Raw genomic sequence first — 21,869 nt, 5'->3', positions numbered from 1 at the left:
TGAGGACCGCGACGGGGGAGCCGAGCGCGCCGAACGCGGCGATCGCCGCCGCGTAGGCCACGGTCACGAAGGCCATCCGGGCGGCGACGGCCAGCACGAGCCCCTCGACCACCTGCTCGGGCGACAGGGGAGAGGCGTTCATCCCCCAGAACACCCGCCGCCACTTGAACCCCGCCATGATCGTGTAGGTGAACTCCTCGGTGCTCACGCTGATCGCCGCCGTCGCGAGCAGGGCGGGGGCGACGAAGACGACGTACGGCACCGGCCCGTCCGGCCCGAAGCCCACGGGCACGTCGAGGAAGCTGGCCAGGCCCAGCCCGAGGCCGAGCAGGTACAGCAGGGGGTTGCCGATCCCGCCGATGAGGATCGTCCAGCCGTAGGAGCGCATCGCGCGCAGCTGGTGCTCGGCGACGTAGAACGCCCCGAAGCGTCGGGGCCGCTCCGCGACGGCGATCGCCTCCGCTGCCTGGGCCGACACGTCCGTGCTCGCGCTCACTCGATCAGGCTCCGCCCGGTGAGCCGGAGGAAGACGTCCTCGAGGCTGGAGCGACGCACCAGGCTGGTGGTCGGGTGCAGGCCCATCCGCGCGACCTGCTCGAGGACGGCCTCACCGTTCGACGCGTAGACGAGCACGCGGTCGGGCAGGACCTCGATCCGCTCACCGAGGGCACCGAGCCGGTCGGCGACGGCTGCGTTGCGGTCCGAGCCGAAGCGCAGCTCGACCACCTCGCGGGAGGAGTGGGTGCGGATGAGCTCCGCCGGGCTGCCCTCCGCCATGATCCGGCCCTTGTCCACGACCACGAGGCGGTCGCAGAGCTGCTCGGCCTCGTCCATGTAGTGCGTGGTCAGTACGAGAGTGGTCCCGCGCTCCTTGAGCCGGAACAGCCGGTCCCAGAGGACGTGCCGGGCCTGCGGGTCCAGCCCTGTGGTCGGCTCGTCCAGCATGAGCACCTTGGGCTCGTTGACCAGGGCGCGAGCGATCGTCAGTCGTCGCTTCATCCCGCCGGAGAGCGCGTCGACCTTCGCCCGCGCCTTGTCCTCGAGCTGGGCGAAGGCCAGCAGCTCCGTCGCGCGCTCGGCGCACACGGCACGCGGGATGCCGAAGTAGCGGCCGTAGACGATGAGGTTGTCCCGGACCCGCAGCTCCGTGTCGAGGTTGTCCTCCTGGGGGACGACGCCGAGTCGGGAGCGGATCTCCGGGCCGTGCGTGTCGGGGTCCAGGTCCAGCACGCGCAGCTCGCCCGCGGTGCGGGTCGAGACCGCGCCGACCATGCGCATCGTCGTGGACTTGCCGGCGCCGTTCGGCCCGAGCAGCCCGAAGGACTCGCCTGCCGCGACCTCGAAGTCGATCCCGTCGACGGCGGTGAAGTCGCCGAAGCGTTTGGTCAGGCCGGTGGCTGTGATGACGGGAGCGGGCACGAGCGGAGAGGTTACCGCCCGGTACCCCCGCGATGCATCCGGATTCCGGCGGGGCTCAGGTCGAGGCGTACTCCTCGGCCGCGTCGACCTGCTCGTCGCTCGGCCGCACGCCGGTGTACAGCACGAACTGCTCGAGGGCCTGCAGCCGCATGACCTCGTCCCCGCGCAGCACCCGGTGCCCGAGGGAGGCGGCGAAGCGGACCAGGGGCGTCTCGCTCGGCAGGTAGACGACGTCCAGGACGGTCGAGGCCGCGCGCACGACCTCCTCGCCTAAGGCGAGCTCCTCGGACTCGGGACCACCGGTCATGCCGACCGGGCTGGCGTTGACCAGGACGGCCGGGCGGGCGGCCCCCAGCGTGGTGACCGCCTGGAAGCCGTACCGCTCGGCGAGGGCCCGGCCGCGCTCGATCGTGCGCGCGACGACGGTCACGTCCCTGAACCCCGTGTCCCGGAGCGCGGCGACCACGGCCTTGGCCATGCCGCCGGCCCCGAGCACGGCGACGTCCTGCTCGGGGGAGACCCCGTGCTCGACGAGCATGGTGCGGATCGCCAGGTAGTCGGTGTTGTAGCCGATCAGGACGCCGTCGTCGTTGACGATCGTGTTCACCGAGTCGATCGCGGCGGCCGAGGGGTCGATCGCGTCGAGGAACGGCATGCAGGACTCCTTGTAGGGCATCGAGACCCCCGCCCCGCGGATGCCCATCGAGCGGATCCCGCCGACGGTCGCGCCGATGTCGCTCGAGCTGAAGGACTTGTAGAGGAAGTTCAGGCCCAGCTCGGCGTACAGGTAGTTGTGGAACCGGTTGCCGTGGTTCCCCGGGCGTGCTGCCAGCGAGATGCACAGGACCGTGTCGCGATCGATGACGTTCACCATGTCCACAGACTCCCACGGCAGCACGAGACCTCCGCGTCCCGGCTGCGACCAACGTCCCGTTGACAGGGTGTCAACGCAGCCCAGAATCTCTCTCCGAGAGCAGGACAGGACCCGGGTGAGCGAGGAGGACCATGAGCGTCGACCCGCGCATCGTCCCTGCCCTCGGGGTCGCCGCGAGCCTGTCCGCCGTGTCGGCTGTCGCCACGGGGCCGGCTTCCTGGGCGGCCTCGGTGCCCAGGGCCGGTGAGACCTCGCTCGCTGCGTCGGTCGAGCGGTCGGTGATGGCCCCCGACGAACGCCGTGCCGCGATCCTCTCGATCGCCCGCGAGCTCGCCCTCGAGAAGGGTCTGAACCGCACCTCCATCTCCGAGGTGGCCGAGCGCGCCGGGGTCACCAGGGGACTGGTCCACCACTACCTGGGCAGCAAGGACGCCATGGCGGACGAGCTCCTGGACGGGTACATCGAGCAGGTCGTCGCCTCGATCCGTGAGTGGGACGCCCGGCGTGAGGTCGGCAAGATCGACGAGGCCGTCGTCGATGCCGTCGCCCTGCTCCGGCGCCACCTCGGCCACCGTGCGGGCGACCCCGCAGCGCGGCTCCCGCGGATCGACGACGTCAGCATGTTCGTGCGGTTCGTCGACCGGTGCGTCGACGCCATCGTCGACTGCCTGCGCGAGACGACCGTCGCGGCCTACGCCGCGCGGCACACGATCGAGATCGAGCACGTGAGCGAGACCTTCACGGTCCTGCTGCACGGACTGATCGGGCTCACCCGAGCCCACCCCGACGTCGACGACGACGTCCTGGCCGCCATGGTGCGCCAGACCCTCCGCCTGGACGCCACCGCGTCCCCGTCCGCCGGGTCCCCCCTCCCTGCGGAGTCCGCACAGCTGCCCGAAGGAGAGCGCTGAGATGTTCCTGTTCGACTCGATCCCCTGGTACTCCGCCCTGATGTGGGTCGTGGTGGTTGCCGTCCTCATCGGGCTCAACGAGCTCGCCCGCCGCAGCAAGCGCGCAGGTCTCGCGCTGTTCGTCGCTCTGCCGATCGTCCTGACGATCTTCGTCTGGCCGCACACGGCGAGCGCGGGGTCCAGCACCGGCTCCTGGTTCCACTGGGTCAAGGTCTACTCGGCTCTGGCCGGCTGCCTCGGCTTCATGGCGATCCGCTACATCCCGAGGCTCGCCGCGAACAAGTACGCCCTGATGTTCCCCGCCGGGATCCTCGCGCTGAACATCTTCGAGGCCGTCATCCGGGACTTCCAGGTCACCGGGATGCAGGGAATGGTCGACGGCGTGTTCATGGTCGGCGGCGTGTGGAACGTGATGAACGGCATCGCCGGTCTGCTCAACCTGCTGACGATCTGCGGCTGGGCAGGGATCTTCATCAGCCGCAACCGCTCGAAGGACATGATCTGGCCGGACATGGTCTGGTTCTGGATCATCGCCTACGACCTGTGGAACTTCGCCTACGTCTACAACGCCGTCGGTGACCACTCGTTCTACGCCGGTGCTGCGCTGCTGATCTCCTGCACCATCCCGGCGTTCTTCATGACCCGCGGCGCCTGGCTCCAGCACCGGGCGCAGACCCTCGCCTTCTGGATGATGTTCACGATGGCCGTCCCGGCCTTCGTGTCGGACTCCGCCTTCTCGGTGCAGTCCTCGCACAACGAGACGGCACTCTTCGTGGTCAGCGCCATCTCGCTGATCGCCAACGTCGCGGTCGCGGTCTACCAGGTGCACCGCATCCGCACCCGCAGGCTCAACCCGCTGCGCGACGAGCTCTACACGGACCTGCCGGCGTACCGGAAGGTCGCCGAGGCGCACCGCGCCGACGGCGAGGGCACGGTCACCGGAACGGGGACCCCCGCACTCGTCGGCTGAGATCCCCCCTGCCTCGGCAGCTCGGCCGACCTCCCCGAAGGCGGTACCGCCATCTGCGGTACCGCCTTCGGTGCGTCCGCTCTCGATGCGCGTGACGACCCCGCCGGACGCGTCGGGCTGTGCGGCCGACGATGACGTACCCTGTGCGCATGATCCACGCCCTGCTCGTGACGGTGCCCGCGCACTGCACGGTCGGTCGTGCCTGCTGTTGTCGGTGACGTGACCCGCTCCGGCCCGTGGCCCCGCCACCCAGCCGGACGTCCCACCGCAACCCTCCCCGCAGTGCCCTGACCCTCGCGCCCCGAGCGTGAGGGAGGGGACGCGTCGTGCCGCTCCCCGGCACGGACGCCACGGGGTCGAGAACTGGAGCACCCGTGCGCTACGCCCGACACATCAGTGAGCTCGTCGGCAACACCCCGCTCGTCCGCCTCGGAGCCCTCGCCGAGGGCCTGTCGGCGACGATCCTCGTCAAGGTCGAGTACCTCAACCCCGGCGGGTCCGTGAAGGACCGGATCGCCGAACGGATCGTCGCGGCCGCCGAGGCCGACGGCCTGCTGCGACCCGGCGGGACGATCGTGGAGCCGACCTCCGGGAACACCGGGGTCGGCCTGGCCCTGGTGGCCCAGCGCAAGGGCTACCGCACCGTGTTCGTCTGCCCCGACAAGGTCAGCCAGGACAAGCGCGACGTCCTGACCGCCTACGGGGCAGAGGTCGTCGTGACGCCGACCGCCGTCGCCCCCGAGGACCCGGACTCCTACTACTCGGTCTCCGACCGGATCGTCGCCGAGACCCCCGGGGCCTGGAAGCCCGACCAGTACGCGAACCCGAACGGGCCGGCGAGCCACTACGCGAGCACCGGCCCGGAGATCTGGGCCGATACCGACGGGCGGGTCACGCACCTGGTCGCCGGGGTCGGGACGGGCGGAACGATCACGGGGACCGGGCGCTACCTGCGCGAGGTCTCCGCCGACCGGCCGGGCGGTGAGGTGCAGGTCGTCGGCGTGGACCCCGAGGGCTCGGTCTACTCGGGCGGCACCGGGCGCCCCTACCTCGTCGAGGGGGTCGGCGAGGACTTCTGGCCGGCGGCCTATGACCCGACCGTCCCGCACCGGGTGATCGCCGTGAGCGACGCGGAGGCCTTCGCGACAGCACGGCTGCTGGCCCGGCGTGAGGCGCTGCTGCTGGGCGGCTCGAGCGGGATGGCTGTGCACGCCGCGCTGCGCCTCGCCGCCGAGCTCGAGGCCGAGGACCCGGCGCGCGCCGCCGAGGCGGTGATCGTCGTCCTCGCGCCCGACGGGGGCCGGGGGTACCTGTCCAAGGTGTACTCCGACGGCTGGATGCGCTCCTACGGCTTCCTCGACGCCGAGGAGGGGGCCACCGTCGGCGACGTGCTGCGCGGGAAGGAGGGCGCGCTCCCGGAGCTCGTGCACACCCACCCGACCGAGACGGTCAGGGACGCCATCGCGACCCTGCGCGAGTTCGGGGTCTCCCAGATGCCGGTCGTCAGCGCCGAGCCACCGGTCGCGGCGGGGGAGGTGGTCGGCTCGGTGAGCGACCGCATCCTGCTGGACCTCGTCGTCGGCGGCTCCGCGGCACCGGGGGACCGGGTCGCGGACCATATGGGGCCACCGTTGCCGCTGATCGGCGCCGGGGAGTCCCTCAGCGCCGCTCGCGAGGCCCTGCGCGAGCACGACGCCCTGCTCGTCGTGCGTGGCGGCGGCCCGATCGGCGTCCTGACCCGCCACGACCTGCTCGGCCACCTCGCCCGCTGACCCGAGAACAAGGAGCACCCCATGACCGGATTCGCCACCCAGGCCATCCACGCCGGGCAGGAGCCCGACCCGCTCACCGGAGCCGTCGTCCCGCCGCTGTACCAGGTGTCCACCTACCGCCAGGAGTCGGTCGGCCGGCCCACCGGGGGCTGGGAGTACTCGCGCTCGGGCAACCCCACGCGCTCCGCCCTGCAGGACGCCCTGGCCGCCGTCGAGGGGGGTGAGCACGGCTTCGCGACGGCCTCGGGCCTGGCGGCGGCCGACGTCCTGCTCCGCTCGGTCCTGCGGCCAGGCGATCACCTGGTCCTCCCCGACGACGCCTACGGCGGCAGCTACCGCCTCATCGCCCGGGTGTTCGGGGCCTGGGGGGTGGAGCACACGACGGTCCCCGTGGACGACCCGGCAGCGATCGCCGAGGCGGTCATCCCCGGGCGGACGGCGGTCGTCTGGCTCGAGACCCCGACCAACCCCGTGCTCGGCATCGCCGACATCCGTGCCGCGGCGGACGCGGCCCACGCAGGCGGTGCCCTGCTGGTGGTGGACAACACCTTCGCCACGCCCTACCTCCAGCAGCCTCTGGCCCTCGGCGCGGACGTCGTCGTGCACTCCACGACGAAGTACGTCGGCGGTCACTCGGACGTCGTGGGCGGAGCCGTCGTCACCGGTGCGGGGGTGCGGCTCCCGCTCGGGCGCAGCGGCCCCGACGGGACGGACGGGCTGGCGGCGGCCGTGGGGTTCCACCTCAACGCGGCGGGAGCGGTCGCCGGGCCCTTCGACGCGTGGCTGACCCTCCGGGGGCTGCGCACGCTCGCGGTGCGGATGGACCGGCACAGCGCGAACGCGCTCGCAGTGGCGAGGCACCTCGAGGCCCACCCCGCCGTGCGCCAGGTCCTGTACCCGGGGCTCCCGTCGCACCCGGGCCATGCACTCGCCGGCAGGCAGATGCGGGCTGCGGGCGGGATCGTCTCGGTGCGGCTCGCGGACGAGGCCGCCGCGCTGAGGCTGACCGAGTCGACGACCGTCTTCACCCTTGCCGAGTCCCTGGGTGGGGTCGAGTCGCTCATCGAGCACCCGGCACGGATGACCCACGCCTCGGTCGCGGGGACGGCGCTGGCCGTCCCGGACGACCTGGTGCGGCTCTCGGTCGGGATCGAGGACATCGTCGACCTGCTCGCCGACCTGGACCGCGCGTTGGGCTGAGGGGTGTGCGGCCGCGGGACGGTCGTGCCGGTGTGCGGCCACGTGCCGCGGGGGCCCGGTCCCGCGCGAGTAGGATGCGCGCGTGATCGAGGTCCCGTCCCGCCGAGCCGTCAGCGCAGCCTCGTGACGGGCTCGGAGTCGCTCGTCCGCCTCGCGGACGGAACCGTCAAGCAGGTCTCACCTCTGACCGGGACGGTCGTGTGGACCATCCCGGGCCGTGGCGGCCGGCCGTTCGCGATGCCCACGGAGGACAGGCGTGTCGTCGACCCGGAGACGGTGAACCGCCTGTGCTCCTTCTGCCCCGAGCGCTACGTCGAGACGCCTCCCGAGAAGGAGCGACTCGTCGCCGGGCCGGACGGGCCCGTCCTGCTCGAGCGGCTCCCGGCCTCGCGTCTGAGTGACACCGTCGCCGAGCTGCGCCGGGTGCCGAACCTCTTCGAGATCCTCTCCGTCGACTACTGGCGGGTCAACCACGGCTACGTCCCCTCGGGTGACCTTCTCGCGCGGGCCTCCGCGTACGTCGCTGAGCCGGCGGGCAGGGAGCAGGTCCTGACGCTGCTCGCCCGGCGCGCGGGCGCGACCGGGCTCGGGGCGGTCTGGGCGACCGAGTCGGAGACCGAGCAGCTGGCGCAGGCGATCGACCTGTTCGCCGGTACGCACGACGTCGTCGTCGCACGCCGTCACGTCGTCGACGGGGCGCGCTTCGAGGACGAGCTCGCCGGATCGGGCACCCTGACGCCGGACGAGCACGGCGCCTACCTCGCCTTCTCGGTCAAGGCGATGGCCGCCCTGTACCGCAGCCAGCCGCACGCGCGGTACGTCGCCGTCTTCCAGAACTGGTTGCGGCCGGCGGGGGCCTCCTTCGACCACCTGCACAAGCAGCTCGTCGCGATCGACGAGTACGGCCCGCAGACGGAACGCGAGCTCGAGCGTCTCGCCGTCGAGCCCGACGTCTACACCACGGCCGTGCTCGACCACGCAGCGGCGCACCGCCTCGTGATCGCCGAGAACGAGCACGCGATCGCCGTCGCGGGGGTCGGGCACCGCTACCCGGCGATCGAGGTCTACTCCACCAGCGCTCACCAGCTCCCGTGGGAGCACAGCGATGCGGAGATCCGCGGCTTCTCCGACCTCCTGCACGCGGTGCACGCGGCGACCGGCGCGCATGTGCCGACGAACGAGGAGTGGCACCACCGGCCGCCCTCCGCTGAGCAGCCGATGCCCTGGCACGTCGTCCTCAAGTGGCGCGTGTCGACCCTCGCGGGCTTCGAGGGCGGGACGAAGATCAACGTGAACACCATCGACCCGTTCACGCTGCGTGACCGGGTGGTCACCGCGATCGCTCGGCTGCGGGGACGCGGTGAGGTGGCGATGATGGCGGTGGGCGACGAGTGCTCCCACCGCCGCGGGGTCCTGAAGTACACCGACTGAGCTTCGCTCGGGACGGTCCGACCAGGGAGGGATCGCGATGCACTTCCGACTCAGTGGCACCGTCCTGGACGCTCGGCACCCCGAGGCGCTCGCGGGCTTCTACCAGGCGCTCCTGGGCTGGGAGGTCGCCTCGCAGGACCCGACCTGGGTGGCGCTGCGCGCCCCGGGCGGTGGTGCAGGGCTGTCCTTCCAGCTCGACCCCGAGCACGAGGAGCCGGTCTGGCCCTCGCAGGCGGGCATCGGTCAGATGCAGCTGCACCTGGACATCGGCGTCGACGACCTCGCCGCCGGGGTCGAGCGCGCGGAGTCGCTCGGCGCGCGCCGGGCTCCGGTCCAGCCGCAGACCGGCGTCGTGGTCCTCCTCGACCCCGAGGGCCACCCCTTCTGCCTCTTCACCTCCGGCTGAGGTCGCGCTCCGTCGTCGAGATCGCCGATCCGTTGCGAGGTCGCCTGTGCGAACCTGCGATCTCGCGTCGAACCTGCGATCTCGCGTCGAACCTGCGATCTCGCGGCGTGGGACCCGGGGCGTGGGACCCGGGGCGGGGGACCCGGGGCGGGCCTCAGGTCGCGAGCCGCGGGGCGAGGGCGAGTGCCGCTCCGGCCATCGCGACCGGCGCGGCCGGCGGCAGGTCGTCGACCCCGTCGACCACGTCGACGACGGCGAGGGTGACGTTGTCCCGCGCGTCGGCGCCGAGGGCCATCGCCATCAGCGTGTCGGCGGCCGCGGCCGGGTCCTGCTCGTCCACGAGCACCTGGAGCACCTGCTGCTCGGCGACGTAGTCGGTCAGTCCGTCGCTCGCGAGCAGCCACCGGTCGCCCGGAACGGTCGGGACGCGCTGCACCCGCAGGTGCCCGGGATCGGTGAGTCCGCCGGAGAGCGACCACAGGATGATGTTGCGGTGGGGATGCTGCCAGGCGTCGGCGGGGTCGACCGAGCCCTGGTCCACCAGCTCCTGGACGAGGGAGTCGTCGCGGGTGACCCGGTGTCCCTCGCCCGCGTGGACGAGGTAGGCGCGGGAGTCGCCCACATGGGCGACGAGCACGGCGTCGTCCACCGCGACGATCGCGGTCAACGTCGTCGCCATCCCGATGAGCGTGGGGTCCTGGGCGGAGAGCGCTGCGAGCCCGGCGTTCGCCCTCGCAACCACCCCTCGGACGGCGTCCGCGTCCCACCCCTGCGGCTCCGGGTCCGCGGTGAGCGCCGCGAGGACCGTGTGGACGGTGTGCGCGGAGGCGACGTCGCCCGCCGCACGGCCGCCGACCCCGTCCGCGACGATCGCGCACGACGGACCGGCGCCGGCGGAGTCTTGGTTGGTCGACCGGTGCTCGCCGACGGCCGACCTCAGCTCCGTGCGCAGTGCCGGCCTCACCGTCGGGTCGTCGGGGGCTCGGGCGACGTGGCGCGGTGGGGGTGCGCGCCTGGGTGCGGGTGCATGGGCTCCAGCCTGCCATGCACGGTCTGAGTCCTAGGTCATGCCTCGGGGGTCGCGGACAGTCCTAGCGTGCGAAGGGACACTGTTGTCGAAACCATGGGGCCCACGGTGAACATTGTTCCGGGTACGCGCGTCGTCGATCGTCATCCGTCGAGTGCGGTTCCACCGGGCGGTTCCGGAGGGCTCCGTCCCAGGGTTCGTCGTCGCCTCCGGGTACCGCAGGCGCTCCTGCTCAGCTCCGCGGTCGGCCTCGCGCTCAGCGGCTGCGCGACGACCGCTCAGCGTGAGGGTGGGACGGCCGGTGGCGGTGAGGCGAGCCTGGTCCTTCCTGACCTCGCGGCCGTCACCGTCGTCGGCGGCGTCTCGGGCCGCCTGCTCCTGATCCTCGGCCTGGTCGTCTGCCTCCTCGGCCTCGGCTTCGGCTTCATGGCCTTCGTCCAGCTGCGCGCCCTTCCCGTGCACCCCTCGATGCGCGAGGTCTCCGAGCTGATCTACTCCACCTGCAAGGCGTACCTGATCCAGCAGGGCAAGTTCCTGATGATCCTGTGGGGCTTCATCGCCGCGGTGATCGTCGTGTACTACGGGTTCCTCGTCGGGTTCCCCTGGGGCCGGGTGGCGGTGGTCATCTCCTTCAGCCTCATCGGCATGGCCGGCTCGTACTCGGTCGCCTGGTTCGGCATCCGGGTGAACACCTTCGCCAACTCGCGCACGGCGCACGCCTCCCTCGACGGCAGGCCGCTCCACGTCCACCGCATCCCGATGAAGTCCGGGATGTCGATCGGCATGGTGCTCATCAGCCTCGAGCTGCTGATGATGCTCGTCATCCTGCTCTTCCTCCCGGCTGACCTCGCAGGGGCGTGCTTCATCGGCTTCGCGATCGGTGAGTCCCTCGGCGCGGCCGCCCTGCGCATCGCCGGCGGCATCTTCACCAAGATCGCCGACATCGGCTCCGACCTCATGAAGATCGCGTTCAAGATCAAGGAGGACGACGCCCGCAACCCCGGTGTCATCGCCGACTGCACGGGGGACAACGCCGGCGACTCCGTCGGCCCCAGCGCCGACGGCTTCGAGACCTACGGCGTGACGGGCGTCGCGCTCATCACCTTCATCCTGCTCGGCGTGAACGACCCGAGCATCCAGGCAAGCCTCCTGGTGTGGCTCTTCGTCGTCCGCGCCGTGATGCTCATCGCCTCCGTCGTCTCCTACCTGCTGAACGACGCGTGGACCAGGGCGCACTATGCGAAGGCCGAGCGGATGAACTTCGAGGTGCCGCTGACCTCGCTCGTCTGGCTCACCTCCGCCCTGTGCATCGCGTCGACCTTCGCCACGACGTACCTCGTGCTGGCGGACGCCGTCGGGCCGGACCTGTGGTGGAAGTTCGCGACGATCGTGTCCTGCGGGACGCTGGCCGGTGCGCTCATCCCCGAGCTCGTCAAGGCCTTCACCTCCACCGGGAGCAAGCATGTGCGCGAGGTCGTCAAGAGCTCGCGACAGGGCGGCGCCTCGCTGAACATCCTCTCCGGCCTCGTCGCAGGGAACTTCTCGGCCTACTGGCTCGGCGCGGCGATCGTCAGCCTCATGGGTGCGGCGTACCTCATCGGTGAGCAGGGCCTGGAGGCCCTGATGATCGCCCCGGCGGTGTTCGCCTTCGGCCTGGTGGCCTTCGGCTTCCTCGGCATGGGCCCGGTGACGATCGCCGTCGACTCCTACGGCCCGGTGACCGACAACGCGCAGAGCGTCTACGAGCTCTCGACGATCGAGGACCTCGAGGGGATCGACGTCGAGCTCGAGCGCGACTACGGCATCGACGTCCGCTGGGAGCGGGCCAAGCAGATGCTCGAGGAGAACGACGGCGCCGGCAACACCTTCAAGGCCACGGCCAAGCCGGTGCTGATCGGCACGGCCGTCGTGGGTGCCACGACGATGATCTTCTCGATCATCATGAGCCTGACCGAGGGGCTGGAGACGGGGCTGGAGAACCTCTCCCTGCTGCACCCGCCGTTCCTGCTCGGTCTGGTGAGCGGTGGTGCGGTGATCTTCTGGTTCACCGGTGCCTCGATCCAGGCCGTCACCACGGGCGCCTACCGCGCGGTGGAGTTCATCCGCACGACGATCCGGCTCGACGGCGTGACCAAGGCCAGCGAGGCCGACTCGCGCAGGGTCGTGGAGATCTGCACGCAGTATGCGCAGCAGGGCATGCTCAACATGTTCCTCGGCGTCTTCTTCGCCACCTTGGCGTTCGCCTTCGTCGAGCCGTACTTCTTCATCGGCTACCTCATCTCCATCGCGATCTTCGGCCTCTACCAGGCGATCTTCATGGCCAACGCCGGTGGCGCCTGGGACAACGCGAAGAAGATCGTCGAGGTCGACCTGCACGCCAAGGGCACGGCCCTGCACGACGCGACGATCGTCGGCGACACGGTGGGCGACCCCTACAAGGACACCTCCTCGGTGGCCCTCAACCCGGTGATCAAGTTCACGACGCTCTTCGGCCTCCTCGCCGTCGAGCTCGCCGTGAGCCTGGTCGACGACGGGCTGCACACCCTGGTGCTCGTCCTCGCAGCGGTGTTCTTCGCGGTGTCGGTGTACTTCGTGCACCGGTCCTTCTACGGGATGCGCATCACCTCGTCCCTCGCCGACGACGACGCCGCCGAGCTCGACGAGCCGACACCGGGCGATGCGGGTGGCGCCGGACTGATGGATCCGCGCACCCGGACGGGGTCGGTGGAGGCGGAGACCGGCCGCCCGGGCTCCGCGACCGGTCAGGTCACCGACGCGCTGGTCGAGCTGGGAGCGGGGGAGGAACGATGAAGGTCGCGATCCACTACGAGGGGTCCACCGTCGAGGACGGGCGGGTGGCCGGGCACGACGCGGGAGCCACCCTGGTGCGTCGGCTCATGCGGGTCTTCCCCCACGCCCAGCTCATCGGTCACGCGCTCCGGCACGCCGAGGGCTTCGACGTCGTCCCGCTGGAGTTCATCGACACGGACGACACCGTCGTCATCAACATGGACGTCATCGACTCGATGGCCATCTGGCGCACGCTGCGCACGGCCGGCGGCGAGCCGAAGATCATGAACTTCGTCTGGTGGAACACCTCGCAGTACCAGCACGAGGTCCAGCGCACGTCTCTCGCGCTCTCCTGCGCCCTCTTCCCGACCTTCGCGAACTCCGAGCGCACCGCGAGCGAGGTCTCGGAGATCGTCCGGTCCTGGACGGTCCCGCAGATCGCGGAGAAGGCCAGGATCGCGTGGGTCAACCTGGGCATCCGCCTCGAGCACGTCCAGCCCCGCGAGGAGCCGGACGTCCCGGTCGTGCTCTACCCGGCGATCTACCTCTCCGAGCGCAAGCAGCCCCAGGTCTTCCTCGACGTCGTGGAGCGTGTCGTCAAGCGGACCCCGATCCGGCTCGAGGCGCGCCTCCACGAGTCGCACCTCATCAGCGAGCGGGCGATGCGGATGTCCCGCCCGCACTGGTCGTGGGTCGGTCCGCTGACGGCGACCCGTGAGGACTACTGGCACGCCCTCGCCCGCACGACGGCCTTCCTCGCGACCGCGACGGAGGAGTCCTACGGACTGGAGTACATCGAGGCCCTCGTCGCCGGTGCGGTCGGCATCTTCCCCGACCGGCCGTGGGCCCGCGCCATCCTGCCGGAGGGCTACCCGTTCCTGTGGCGCACCCAGGCAGAGGCGGAGGAGATGCTCTACCGGGCGGTCACCGAGACCGCGGCCTGCCGGGCGGAGCTCGACGCCGTCGCGGGTGGCAGCTTCGCCGAGTGGCTGCGTTCGCGGCACGACGACGACTTCTTCGAGAAGGCCGTGGCCGACCGCGTCGCGGAGTGGTTCGGCTCCTGAACCAGGCCGCACGGAGGGCCGACCGCGGACGGGGCATGTCGCTGCGGGACCGTCTCGACTAGCGTCGGCCCATGGCCGAACCCGACACGGTCCTCGTCGGCCGCGAGCCGCCGGCCGGTCTCGACGTCCCGATGACGCTGCGCAAGGCCGAGCCATGGCTCGTCATCGGGCTCGCCGTGCACGGGCTCGCGGTCGATCTCGTCGACTCCACCTCGACGATGGAGTACCTCGTCGTCTCGGTCTCGCTGCTCGGGGTCCTGGGTGTCGCCGGGCTGCTCGGCTGGCGTTCGAGGGTCGCCGTGGTCGTCCGCTGCGGCACCGCGATCGTCCTCGGCTACGTGCTCATGCTCGCGGGCGGCCCCTCGGGCGGCTACATCCTGCTGTGGTACTTCGTGCTCGCGGCGGTCTACCCGCTCGTGCTGCCCTCCGTGGAGGGCTGGGTCCTCGTCGCCGTCATTCCGGTCGCCTACCTCGCGCTCCTGCCGTTCGGGGCTGCGGACGGGCCGGTCGCGATCGCCCTCGTCCGGGCCGGATCCCTCGTCTTCGTCGCATCCTTCGTGCACACCGGGGCTGCGGCCTTCCGACGGGCCGTCGCTCAACGCGACGGCGCGTTCGACCTCCTCGACACCTACTCGCACGGGTCGCCCGTCGGTATGGCGCTGTGGGACCGGGACCTGCGGGTGCGGCGGATGAACCAGGCGCTCGCCTCCCTGCTCGGACTGCAGACGGGAGACCAGCTCGGACGGCGACCGCACGAGATCCCCGGCATGCCCCCCGTCGTCGCGGACCACCTGCGGTCCGTGCTCGCGACGGGCACGCCCGAGAGGGACGTCGAGATCCTCGGGGGCGGTCGCACCTTCGTCACGAGCTGGTACCCGGTGCGCTCGGGGCGGGAGGTCGTCGCCGTCGGGTCCGTCGTCGTGGACGTCAGCGCCGAGCGGGAGGCGACGCGTGCGCTCACCCAGGCGGCGACGCACGACCCGTTGACCCGGCTGCCCAACCGCGCCCTGCTCTCCGAGCGGCTGGCCGACGCCCTCGGCAAGGCCGACCGCTCGGGCCAGAGCGTCGCGGTGCTCCTGTGCGACGTCGACCGGTTCAAGGTGGTCAACGACTCCCTTGGTCATGACGCCGGGGACGAGCTGCTCCGGGCGACGGCGTCCCGGCTCTCGGCCGTCGTCGGCCCCGACGACACCGTCGCCCGACTCGGCGGTGACGAGTTCGCGATCGTCGCCGCCGGACTGGGCCCCGCTGCCGCGCGGTCCTTGGGGGAGCGGATCTGCGCCGAGAGCCGCCGCCCGCTGCGGGTGGGCGCCGACTGGGTCACCTCGACGATGTCGGTGGGGGTGACGGTCGCCGCCGACGGAGAGACCGACCCCGTCGGGGTGCTCCGGGACGCCGATGCCGCCATGTACCGCGCGAAGGAATCGGGCCGTGACCAGGTCGCGATGTTCGACGTCGGTCTGCGGCCCGCGACGAACGAGCGCCTGGAGTTCCGTGCCTCGCTGCGCCGGGCCGTCGAGGCGGACCAGATCCGTGTGGTGTACCAGCCCGTCTACCGCCTCGACCGGCTTCGCTCCGGGTCGGCGAGGGCGGGCCGCGGCAGGCGTGGCGGGAGCAACGGTGCGACCGCGAGCGCGGCGGAGGCCTCCGAGATCGTCGGGTTCGAGGCCCTCGCGCGGTGGACGGGGCCGGAGGGAGAGGTCTCGCCGGCGGTGTTCATCCCGACGGCCGAGGATGCGGGCTTCATCGCCGCACTGGGCGAGCAGGTGCTCCGGCATGCCTGTTCCGCACTGGTCGGCTGGCGGCGGGCGACGGGTCGGCCCCTGACGGTCGCGGTCAACCTGTCCGCACGGCAGCTCGCGGACCCGCGCTCGGTCGCGAGGATCGGAGCGATCCTCGCCGATGTCGGGGTGCCGGCGTCCGCGGTTCACCTGGAGATCACCGAGAGCATCCTCATGGCGGACGTCGAGGGCAGCATCCGGCGCTTGCGTGAGCTCCGCGCCCTTGGCGTCTCCCTCGCCGTCGACGACTTCGGCACCGGCTACAGCTCGCTCGCCTACCTGCGCGACCTCCCGGTCGACATGCTGAAGATCGATCGGTCCTTCGTCTCGAGGCTGCCGGAGGACAGTGCGGTGATCGGCTTCGTCGTCGACCTCGCGCGGGCGATCGGGGCGAAGACCGTCGTCGAGGGGGTGGAGACCGCCGAACAGCTCAGGGGAGTGGCGCGCGCCGGCTGCGACATCGCCCAGGGCTACTACCTGAGCAGGCCGCTGGGAGCTGCCGAGATCTCGAGCCTGCTCGCCACGGGTGGCCGCGCTCGGAGCTGACGGCGCCTCGCCGGGCGGGGGACGGACGGGCCTCGGCGTGGCCACCACTCGGCGTGGCCACCACTCGGCGTGGCCACCACTCGGCGTAGACACCACGAGAGGCCCCACCCCTGAGGGGTGAGGCCTCTCGTGTTCGCCTGTACCCGGTCAGAGACCGGAGAGGGGGCGGAGGATCAGAGCGGGCGGATGTTCGACGCCTGCGGGCCCTTGGGGCCCTGCGTGACCTCGAACTCGACCTTCTGGTTCTCGTCCAGCGAGCGGTACCCGGAGGACGCGATCGCGGAGTAGTGGGCGAAGACGTCGGCGCCGCCGTCGTCGGGGGCGATGAAGCCGAAGCCCTTTTCGGCGTTGAACCACTTCACGGTTCCAGTAGTCATGGTGCTCCTTCCAGAGCGGTCAACCGATGGCGCGACTCGCCACCGATCGTCACAAGTTCGTTCGTCTGCTCTGGCAAGAGAAGGGGCTACCGGTACTCCGGGGCACTCAAACGCAAGAAACACTGCAACGTTGCGAGGAACGCTACACGACACCCCCGCATCGTGCACAGTACTCCCGGCTCCGGATCTCGTGACCCGGAGCACTCCCGGGGCGACGGGCGGTGGTCCGGGTGCGCCGAGCGCCGAGCGGTGCCGGGAGCGCGCCGACGTTCGCTCCCGGCGCAGGGGCGATCTCCCGCTGCTAGAGACAGCAGGCGATCCGCAGGTTACGGTTGCGTAGGTACTGATGTGTTGCCCCGGCACTGCGTCGCCCTCCGAACGAACGGAACGTGTCGATGGTCGCAACCGACCAGTCCTTCTCCCCCTCGGGCACCTCGGTGCCCTCGACAGGAGCATCGGGTGTGTCGGTCGCGCCACGCGAGCGTCAGGTGAGCGAGTTCACGGCCCTGACCCGCACCGTCTCCGACGCCGGACTCATGCGTCGGCGCCACGGCTGGTACTGGACGAGGTTCGGTCTGCTGACCGGGCTGCTCGTCGCCATGGGTGTGGCCTTCGTGCTCATCGGTCACTCCTGGTGGCAGCTCGCGCTGGCCGCGGGCCTCGCGCTCGTGCTCGGCCAGGTCATGTTCCTCGGGCACGACGCAGCCCACCGTCAGATCTTCGCCTCCGGGCGCTGGAACGACTGGGCGAGCCTGGTCATCGCGAACCTCTACGCGGGGATGAGCTACGGCTGGTGGCAGCACAAGCACAGCCGGCACCACGCCAAGCCCAACCAGGTCGGCGCGGACCCGGACATCAGCGGTGAGGTCATCCTCTTCCACACCCAGGAGCGCGAGGTCGCGACCGGCGCCAAGGCGTGGTTCCTCAAGCGCCAGGGGTGGCTGTTCTTCCCGCTCCTGCTGCTCGAGGGCCTCAACCTGCACGTCTCCGGGGTGCGGACGATCTTCGGTCGCGGTGAGGTCAAGCGCCGTCCCGTCGAGATCGCCTTCGTCACCCTGCGGCTCGGCGGTTACCTCGTCGCGGTCTTCTGGGTGCTGCCCGTCGGCATGGCCGTCGCGTTCCTCGCGGTGCAGCTCGGCCTCTTCGGTCTGTACATGGGTGCGGTCTTCGCCCCGAACCACAAGGGCATGCCGATCGTCCCGCGGGACTCCCGGATCGACTTCCTCAGCCGTCAGGTCCTCATGAGCCGCAACATCCGCGGCGGCCGGCTGACGGACTGGTTCATGGGCGGGCTCAACTACCAGGTCGAGCACCACCTGTTCCCCAGCATGGCGCGGCCCCACCTGCGCAGGGTCCAGCCGATCGTGCGCGAGTTCTGCGCCGGTCGCGGCATCCGGTACACCGAGACGAGCCTCACGGAGTCCTACGGGATCGTCATCCGTTACCTCAACGAGGTCGGCCTCGCTGCGCGGGATCCCTTCCAGTGCCCGCTCACCCTGGAGATGCGCTCGGCTCGCTGAGTCCCCGCACGGCGCCGGGGATGCCGGCGCCGTGGTTCAGCCCTGCCGGGCCGTCACGGTGCGCAGCAGCACGGGGACGACGTCCTCGAGAGACCGGTCGGGCTGGAAGGCGAGCCATTCGAGACCGGCGACGAGCGTCGCGCCGAAGACGGCGCTGCCCATGATCGAGGCGTCCCTTGCCGTGGTCCCGGGGCTCGCGGCGAGCACTCCCTCCGCGAAGACGCTGACGGCCTCGTCGTGCAGGAGCCGGATCGACGACTGCCAGTCCCGACCCGTGCGGAAGACCTCGGAGGCGATCACCTTGGCGAATGCCGGGTGGTCGCGGATCTGCCGGAGCAGCTCACCGACGAGGCACTCCAGGGCCGGGCGTCCGGGTTCTCGCGCGAGGGATGCGCGCAGCCCGGTGGTCAGGCGCCCGATGCCCTCGGTGAGGATGTCGGTGAAGAGATCCGTCTTCGAGCCGAAGTTGTAGTAGACCGAGCCCTTGGCGACCCCGGCGACCTCCGCGATCTCGTCGACGGAGGTCGCCGTGAAGCCCTGCTCGGCGATCAGGCCAACGGCGGCCTCGAGGATGTGGCGCTTGGTCCCGGTGGTCGCCGGGCGCCCACGCTGGCCGCTGGGGATGCTCATGGTGGCCCAGCCTCTCAGATCGTCAGCACGGGGTGGAGCCGTTCGAGGGTCCAGGTGCGCATCCGGCCGGCCCGCCAGGCGGTCACGGCGAGCGAGCCGATCGCGATCGCGGCGAGCACCGCGACGGAGGACCAGAGTCGCCCGTCGATCCCGCCGGTGATGACCTCGCGCAGTCCGGTCACCGCGTAGGTCATCGGCAGGAGGTCGTGGATGGCGCGGAAGAAGGCCGGGGTGGTCTCCACGGGGTAGGTGCCGCCGGAGGAGGCGAGCTGGAGCATGAGCAGCGCGAGGATGGCCACCTTGCCGGCAGCAGGACCGAGCACGGCGATGAGCATCTGCTGGAGCGTGATGAACGCCATCGCGACCAGCAGGGTGACGCCGATGGTGCCCAGCACGGAGGCCATCTCCAGGCCGACACCGAGGTGGATCACGGTCAGCATCACGGCGACCTGAGCCACGCCGATGATCCCTGCGGGGAGGAAGCCCGCGAAGGTCGCCCGGAAGCCCGAGGCGGGGGTGGCCAGCGCACGGGAGGGGAGCGGGCGGAACAGCAGCCAGGTGATGAGCGATCCGACGAAGAGCGCGAGCGGGATGAAGAACGGCGCGAAGCCCTCGCCGAAGCCCTCGGCCTCGCTCACGTAGGACTCCTCGAGCGTGACGGGCGTGGAGATGACCTCTCCCCGGGCCGCCCGCAGCGCGTCGGAGTCGTCAGGGATCGCCTCGGCACCCTCCCCGAGCCCCGCCGCGAGAGTCCCCGCTCCGTCGCTGAGCTGGTCGGCTCCGTCGGCGAGGGCGTGGGCGCCGTCGGCGAGGAGCGCCGTCCCTGCCTCGAGCTCCGTGGTGCCGTCCGCGAGCTGTGCGGTCCCACCGGCGAGCGTGTCGGCGCCGTCGGCGAGGGCCGTGGTGCCGCTGGCGAGCTCCCCGGCGCCGGTGGCGAGCTGGTCCGCCCCGGTGGCGAGCTGCCCCACGGCGGTGTCCAGCGCCGACGCGCCCGCGGAGACCTCGCCCGCGCCGGTGGCGAGCTGCTCGGCCCCGGTGGCGAGCTGCCCGACCGCCGTGTCCAGCGCCGATGCGCCCGAGGCGAGCCCCGCGGCGCCGGCGTCGAGTGCGGCCAGCTGCGTGGCGGTCGATTCGAGGTCGATGCTGCCGAGCCCGGTGACGACGGCCGAGAGCTGGGCGAACGCGCTCGCTGCGGCCGTGTCGGTCGGTGCCATGCTCCCGAGGTAGGTCAGGGCCGTCGTCAGCGCAGGGGAGGCCGACTCGAGCGAGGTCGAGAGGGCGCCGATCTGCCGCACGGCCGCGGAGACCCCCGCCGAGAGCTGGTCGGCGCCCGCGGTGAGCTCGGCGCTGCCGGCCCTGGCAAGATCGAGGTTGTCCGCGAGGCTCGTGGCCCCGGCGGTGAGCTGCTCGGCCCCGGCGGTGAGGTCGGAGCTGCCGGTCCGGGCGAGGTGGAGGTTGTCGGCGAGGCTCGTGGCCCCGCTCGACAGCTCGGTCGCTCCGGCCGACGCGGTGTGTGCGCCGGTGGCGAGCAGGGTCGCCCCGTCAGCGGCGTCCCCGGCGCCCGAGGCGAGCAGGGTCGCTCCCTCGTGGCTCGCATCCACCCCGTCGGCCAGCTGCCCGCCCCCGTCCGCGAGCTCCCCGCCGGCCGCCTGGAGCGTGATCGCCCCGTCTGCTGCCGTCGCGAACCCGTCCCGCGCCGAGCCGAGCCCGACGAGGACGGCGTCCACGGCCTCGTCGCCGATCGCGCTCCGGACGGCCTCGTCGACCTGGACCATCGCGCTGTGGCCGAGGACGCTCGCGAGGAAGGAGGTGGAGTCGTTGTAGGTCACGTCGAGCCGGGCAGCGGTCGGGGAGTCGCCCTCGGCCGAGGCGACGTCCTGGGAGAAGCCCTCCGGGATCTGCAGGGCGAAGTAGTAGGTGCCGTCCTCGACCCCGCGCTGCGCGGAGGCGGCATCGGTGCTGACCCACTCGAGGTCGGCCGAGTCGAGCAACGTGTCGGTGACCTCCTGGCCGGCGTCGAGCACGGTGCCGTCCTCGAGGGTCACGGCGCGGTCGGCGTTCACCAGGGCGACGGGGAGGCGGTCCATGTTGCCGGTCGGGTCCCAGAAGGCCCACAGGTAGAGCGCCCCGTAGAGAAGCGGGATGAGGATCAGGGCGGCGATGGCGATCTTCGGCAGCGTCCCGCGCCGGAAGCGGCGAAGCTCGGTTCCGGTCGAGGTCAGAGCAGACATGGGTTCCCTTTCGGGGGAGGTGGGTCGTGGTCGGCCCGCGGACGGGCCGGGAGGTCAGCCGGCGTGCCGGGCGTGCGGTCCCGTGGTCAGGAAGACCTGCCTCGGCGGTCGCGCCCAGGAGAACCGCGCGACCTCGTCGAGGGAGGCGGCCGAGGCGACGACGGTCACACCCTGGGCGGCGATCGCCTCCAGTCGGGACCAGACGAACTGCCGCCGGGCGCTGTCGTGCACCTGGTCGACGTCGTCCACCACGAGCAGGTCGGGCTCCTGGAGCATCGCGAGGCCGATGCGCAGCAGCATGACGTCGACCTCGTCCAGGTCCCACACGACGCTCTCGACCCGCGGCAACGGGCGCGGGCCGAAGACGGGGGCGGCCATCCGGTTCACGTGCTCCTGGCTCACCGACGGGATCGGGCGGTACCAGGGGGTCAGCCATGCCAGGCGCTCGCGGACGAGGTTGCCGACGGTGACGGACTCGTCGAGGTCGTCGATCCCCGCGAATCCGGCGAGGGCAGCACGGCGCTGGACGGCACGCCGCCGGCGGGGGAGCGGCTCGCCGAGCACGACGAGCTCACCGCCGCGGTCGGGCACCATGCGGCCCGCGAGCGTCAGCAACAGGCTCGACCGGCCACCGCCCTGGGGTCCGTGGATGATCGCGAGCTCTCCCGGCTCCACCTCGAGGTCGACGGGTCCGTACACGGTGCCCCTGCTCCCGTGCAGGACGAGAGAGCGGGCGCGGACGGCCGGTGCCACGGGGGTCCGCGCGTCGGGGGTGAGCGTGGCGGCAGCGTCCTCGTGGCTGGTGGGCAAGGCGGTCATGGCATCCTCGGTTCGTTAAACTGACCAGTCAGTACAAACATAGGACGATGAGGCCGTCCTGCCAAGTCGTCGGAGTGGCGGAGCAGCCCGAGCGAGTCAGG

General features: G+C 71.5%; 17 protein-coding genes and 1 pseudogene. 10 read left to right on the top strand and 8 right to left on the bottom strand.

Features of this window, described 5'->3' with window-relative positions; genetic code table 11:
* From ABWK99_RS03030 to ABWK99_RS03020, 3 genes and pseudogenes are all read right to left on the bottom strand, one after another.
* Positions 1–496, bottom strand: a pseudogene (locus ABWK99_RS03030) (ABC transporter permease); the annotation flags it as partial.
* A complete protein-coding gene (locus tag ABWK99_RS03025) occupies positions 493–1,419 on the bottom strand; it encodes an ABC transporter ATP-binding protein (RefSeq protein WP_372593215.1) in 927 nt (308 codons plus the stop codon). The pseudogene ABWK99_RS03030 and the gene ABWK99_RS03025, both read right to left, overlap by 4 nt.
* A 55-nt stretch (positions 1,420–1,474) precedes the next feature.
* Positions 1,475–2,290, bottom strand: coding sequence for a shikimate 5-dehydrogenase (locus tag ABWK99_RS03020; protein ID WP_372593217.1), 816 nt, complete (start codon positions 2,288–2,290; stop codon positions 1,475–1,477).
* A gap of 134 nt (positions 2,291–2,424) precedes the next feature.
* Between ABWK99_RS03020 and ABWK99_RS03015 the strand changes: the two genes are divergently transcribed.
* The 6 genes from ABWK99_RS03015 to ABWK99_RS02990 all read left to right on the top strand — a co-directional run bounded on the left by ABWK99_RS03015 (position 2,425) and on the right by ABWK99_RS02990 (position 8,983).
* Positions 2,425–3,204 carry a TetR/AcrR family transcriptional regulator gene (locus ABWK99_RS03015; RefSeq protein ID WP_372593214.1) on the top strand — a complete coding sequence of 260 codons (780 nt, stop codon included), beginning with the start codon at positions 2,425–2,427 and terminating at the stop codon, positions 3,202–3,204.
* A 1-nt stretch (position 3,205) separates the two neighbouring features.
* Positions 3,206–4,174, top strand: coding sequence for a DUF5692 family protein (locus ABWK99_RS03010; protein WP_372593213.1), 969 nt, complete (start codon positions 3,206–3,208; stop codon positions 4,172–4,174).
* 374 nt (positions 4,175–4,548) lie between these two features.
* On the top strand, positions 4,549–5,946 hold the full coding sequence (locus ABWK99_RS03005) for a cystathionine beta-synthase (protein WP_372593212.1): 1,398 nt from the start codon (positions 4,549–4,551) through the stop codon (positions 5,944–5,946).
* Positions 5,947–5,967: 21 nt separating this feature from the next.
* Entirely contained in the window at positions 5,968–7,146 is a 1,179-nt protein-coding gene (locus tag ABWK99_RS03000; RefSeq protein WP_372593211.1) for a cystathionine gamma-synthase, read from the top strand.
* 123 nt (positions 7,147–7,269) lie between these two features.
* Positions 7,270–8,577 (top strand): DUF4921 family protein, encoded by a 1,308-nt coding sequence (locus ABWK99_RS02995; protein ID WP_372593210.1) that lies wholly within the window; start codon positions 7,270–7,272, stop codon positions 8,575–8,577.
* A 37-nt stretch (positions 8,578–8,614) separates the two neighbouring features.
* Positions 8,615–8,983 (top strand): VOC family protein, encoded by a 369-nt coding sequence (locus ABWK99_RS02990; RefSeq protein ID WP_372593209.1) that lies wholly within the window; start codon positions 8,615–8,617, stop codon positions 8,981–8,983.
* A gap of 154 nt (positions 8,984–9,137) precedes the next feature.
* On the opposite strand, the gene ABWK99_RS02985 is transcribed toward ABWK99_RS02990, so the two are convergent.
* On the bottom strand, positions 9,138–9,947 hold the full coding sequence (locus tag ABWK99_RS02985) for a PP2C family serine/threonine-protein phosphatase (RefSeq protein ID WP_372593208.1): 810 nt from the start codon (positions 9,945–9,947) through the stop codon (positions 9,138–9,140).
* Positions 9,948–10,106: 159 nt separating this feature from the next.
* Here ABWK99_RS02985 and ABWK99_RS02980 point away from each other — a divergent pair, with 159 nt between their 5' ends.
* From ABWK99_RS02980 to ABWK99_RS02970, 3 genes are all read left to right on the top strand, one after another.
* A complete protein-coding gene (locus tag ABWK99_RS02980) occupies positions 10,107–12,821 on the top strand; it encodes a sodium-translocating pyrophosphatase (protein WP_372593207.1) in 2,715 nt (904 codons plus the stop codon).
* A complete protein-coding gene (locus ABWK99_RS02975; protein ID WP_372593206.1) occupies positions 12,818–13,864 on the top strand; it encodes a glycosyltransferase family 1 protein in 1,047 nt (348 codons plus the stop codon). The genes ABWK99_RS02980 and ABWK99_RS02975 overlap by 4 nt, the downstream gene beginning before the upstream one ends.
* Positions 13,865–13,935: 71 nt before the next feature.
* The gene (locus tag ABWK99_RS02970) at positions 13,936–16,191 is read left to right on the top strand and encodes a putative bifunctional diguanylate cyclase/phosphodiesterase (RefSeq protein ID WP_372593205.1); all 2,256 of its coding nucleotides are present in this window, start codon (positions 13,936–13,938) and stop codon (positions 16,189–16,191) included.
* Between the two features lie 173 nt (positions 16,192–16,364).
* On the opposite strand, the gene ABWK99_RS02965 is transcribed toward ABWK99_RS02970, so the two are convergent.
* Positions 16,365–16,568, bottom strand: coding sequence for a cold-shock protein (locus ABWK99_RS02965; protein ID WP_372593204.1), 204 nt, complete (start codon positions 16,566–16,568; stop codon positions 16,365–16,367).
* A 395-nt stretch (positions 16,569–16,963) separates the two neighbouring features.
* Here ABWK99_RS02965 and ABWK99_RS02960 point away from each other — a divergent pair, with 395 nt between their 5' ends.
* Positions 16,964–18,088: a fatty acid desaturase gene (locus ABWK99_RS02960; protein ID WP_372593216.1), complete on the top strand. Its 1,125-nt coding sequence runs from the start codon at positions 16,964–16,966 to the stop codon at positions 18,086–18,088.
* Positions 18,089–18,124: 36 nt separating this feature from the next.
* On the opposite strand, the gene ABWK99_RS02955 is transcribed toward ABWK99_RS02960, so the two are convergent.
* Genes ABWK99_RS02955 through ABWK99_RS02945 form a run of 3 tightly spaced genes read right to left on the bottom strand, consistent with a single transcriptional unit; the run spans position 18,125 to position 21,768 of the window.
* Positions 18,125–18,718, bottom strand: a complete 594-nt coding sequence (locus ABWK99_RS02955; protein WP_372593203.1) for a TetR/AcrR family transcriptional regulator — start codon at positions 18,716–18,718, stop codon at positions 18,125–18,127.
* A 14-nt stretch (positions 18,719–18,732) separates the two neighbouring features.
* Positions 18,733–20,949 (bottom strand): YhgE/Pip family protein, encoded by a 2,217-nt coding sequence (locus ABWK99_RS02950; RefSeq protein WP_372593202.1) that lies wholly within the window; start codon positions 20,947–20,949, stop codon positions 18,733–18,735.
* 54 nt (positions 20,950–21,003) lie between these two features.
* Complete coding sequence (locus ABWK99_RS02945; RefSeq protein ID WP_372593201.1) at positions 21,004–21,768, bottom strand: ATP-binding cassette domain-containing protein; 765 nt, start codon at positions 21,766–21,768, stop codon at positions 21,004–21,006.
* Between the last annotated feature and the right edge of the window lie 101 nt (positions 21,769–21,869).

The sequence above is a fragment of the Actinotalea sp. genome (assembly GCF_041597215.1).
Classification (GTDB): domain Bacteria; phylum Actinomycetota; class Actinomycetes; order Actinomycetales; family Cellulomonadaceae; genus Actinotalea.
Note: the sequence above shows the minus strand (reverse complement) of the source record. Positions and strands in the feature narration are given on the sequence as shown.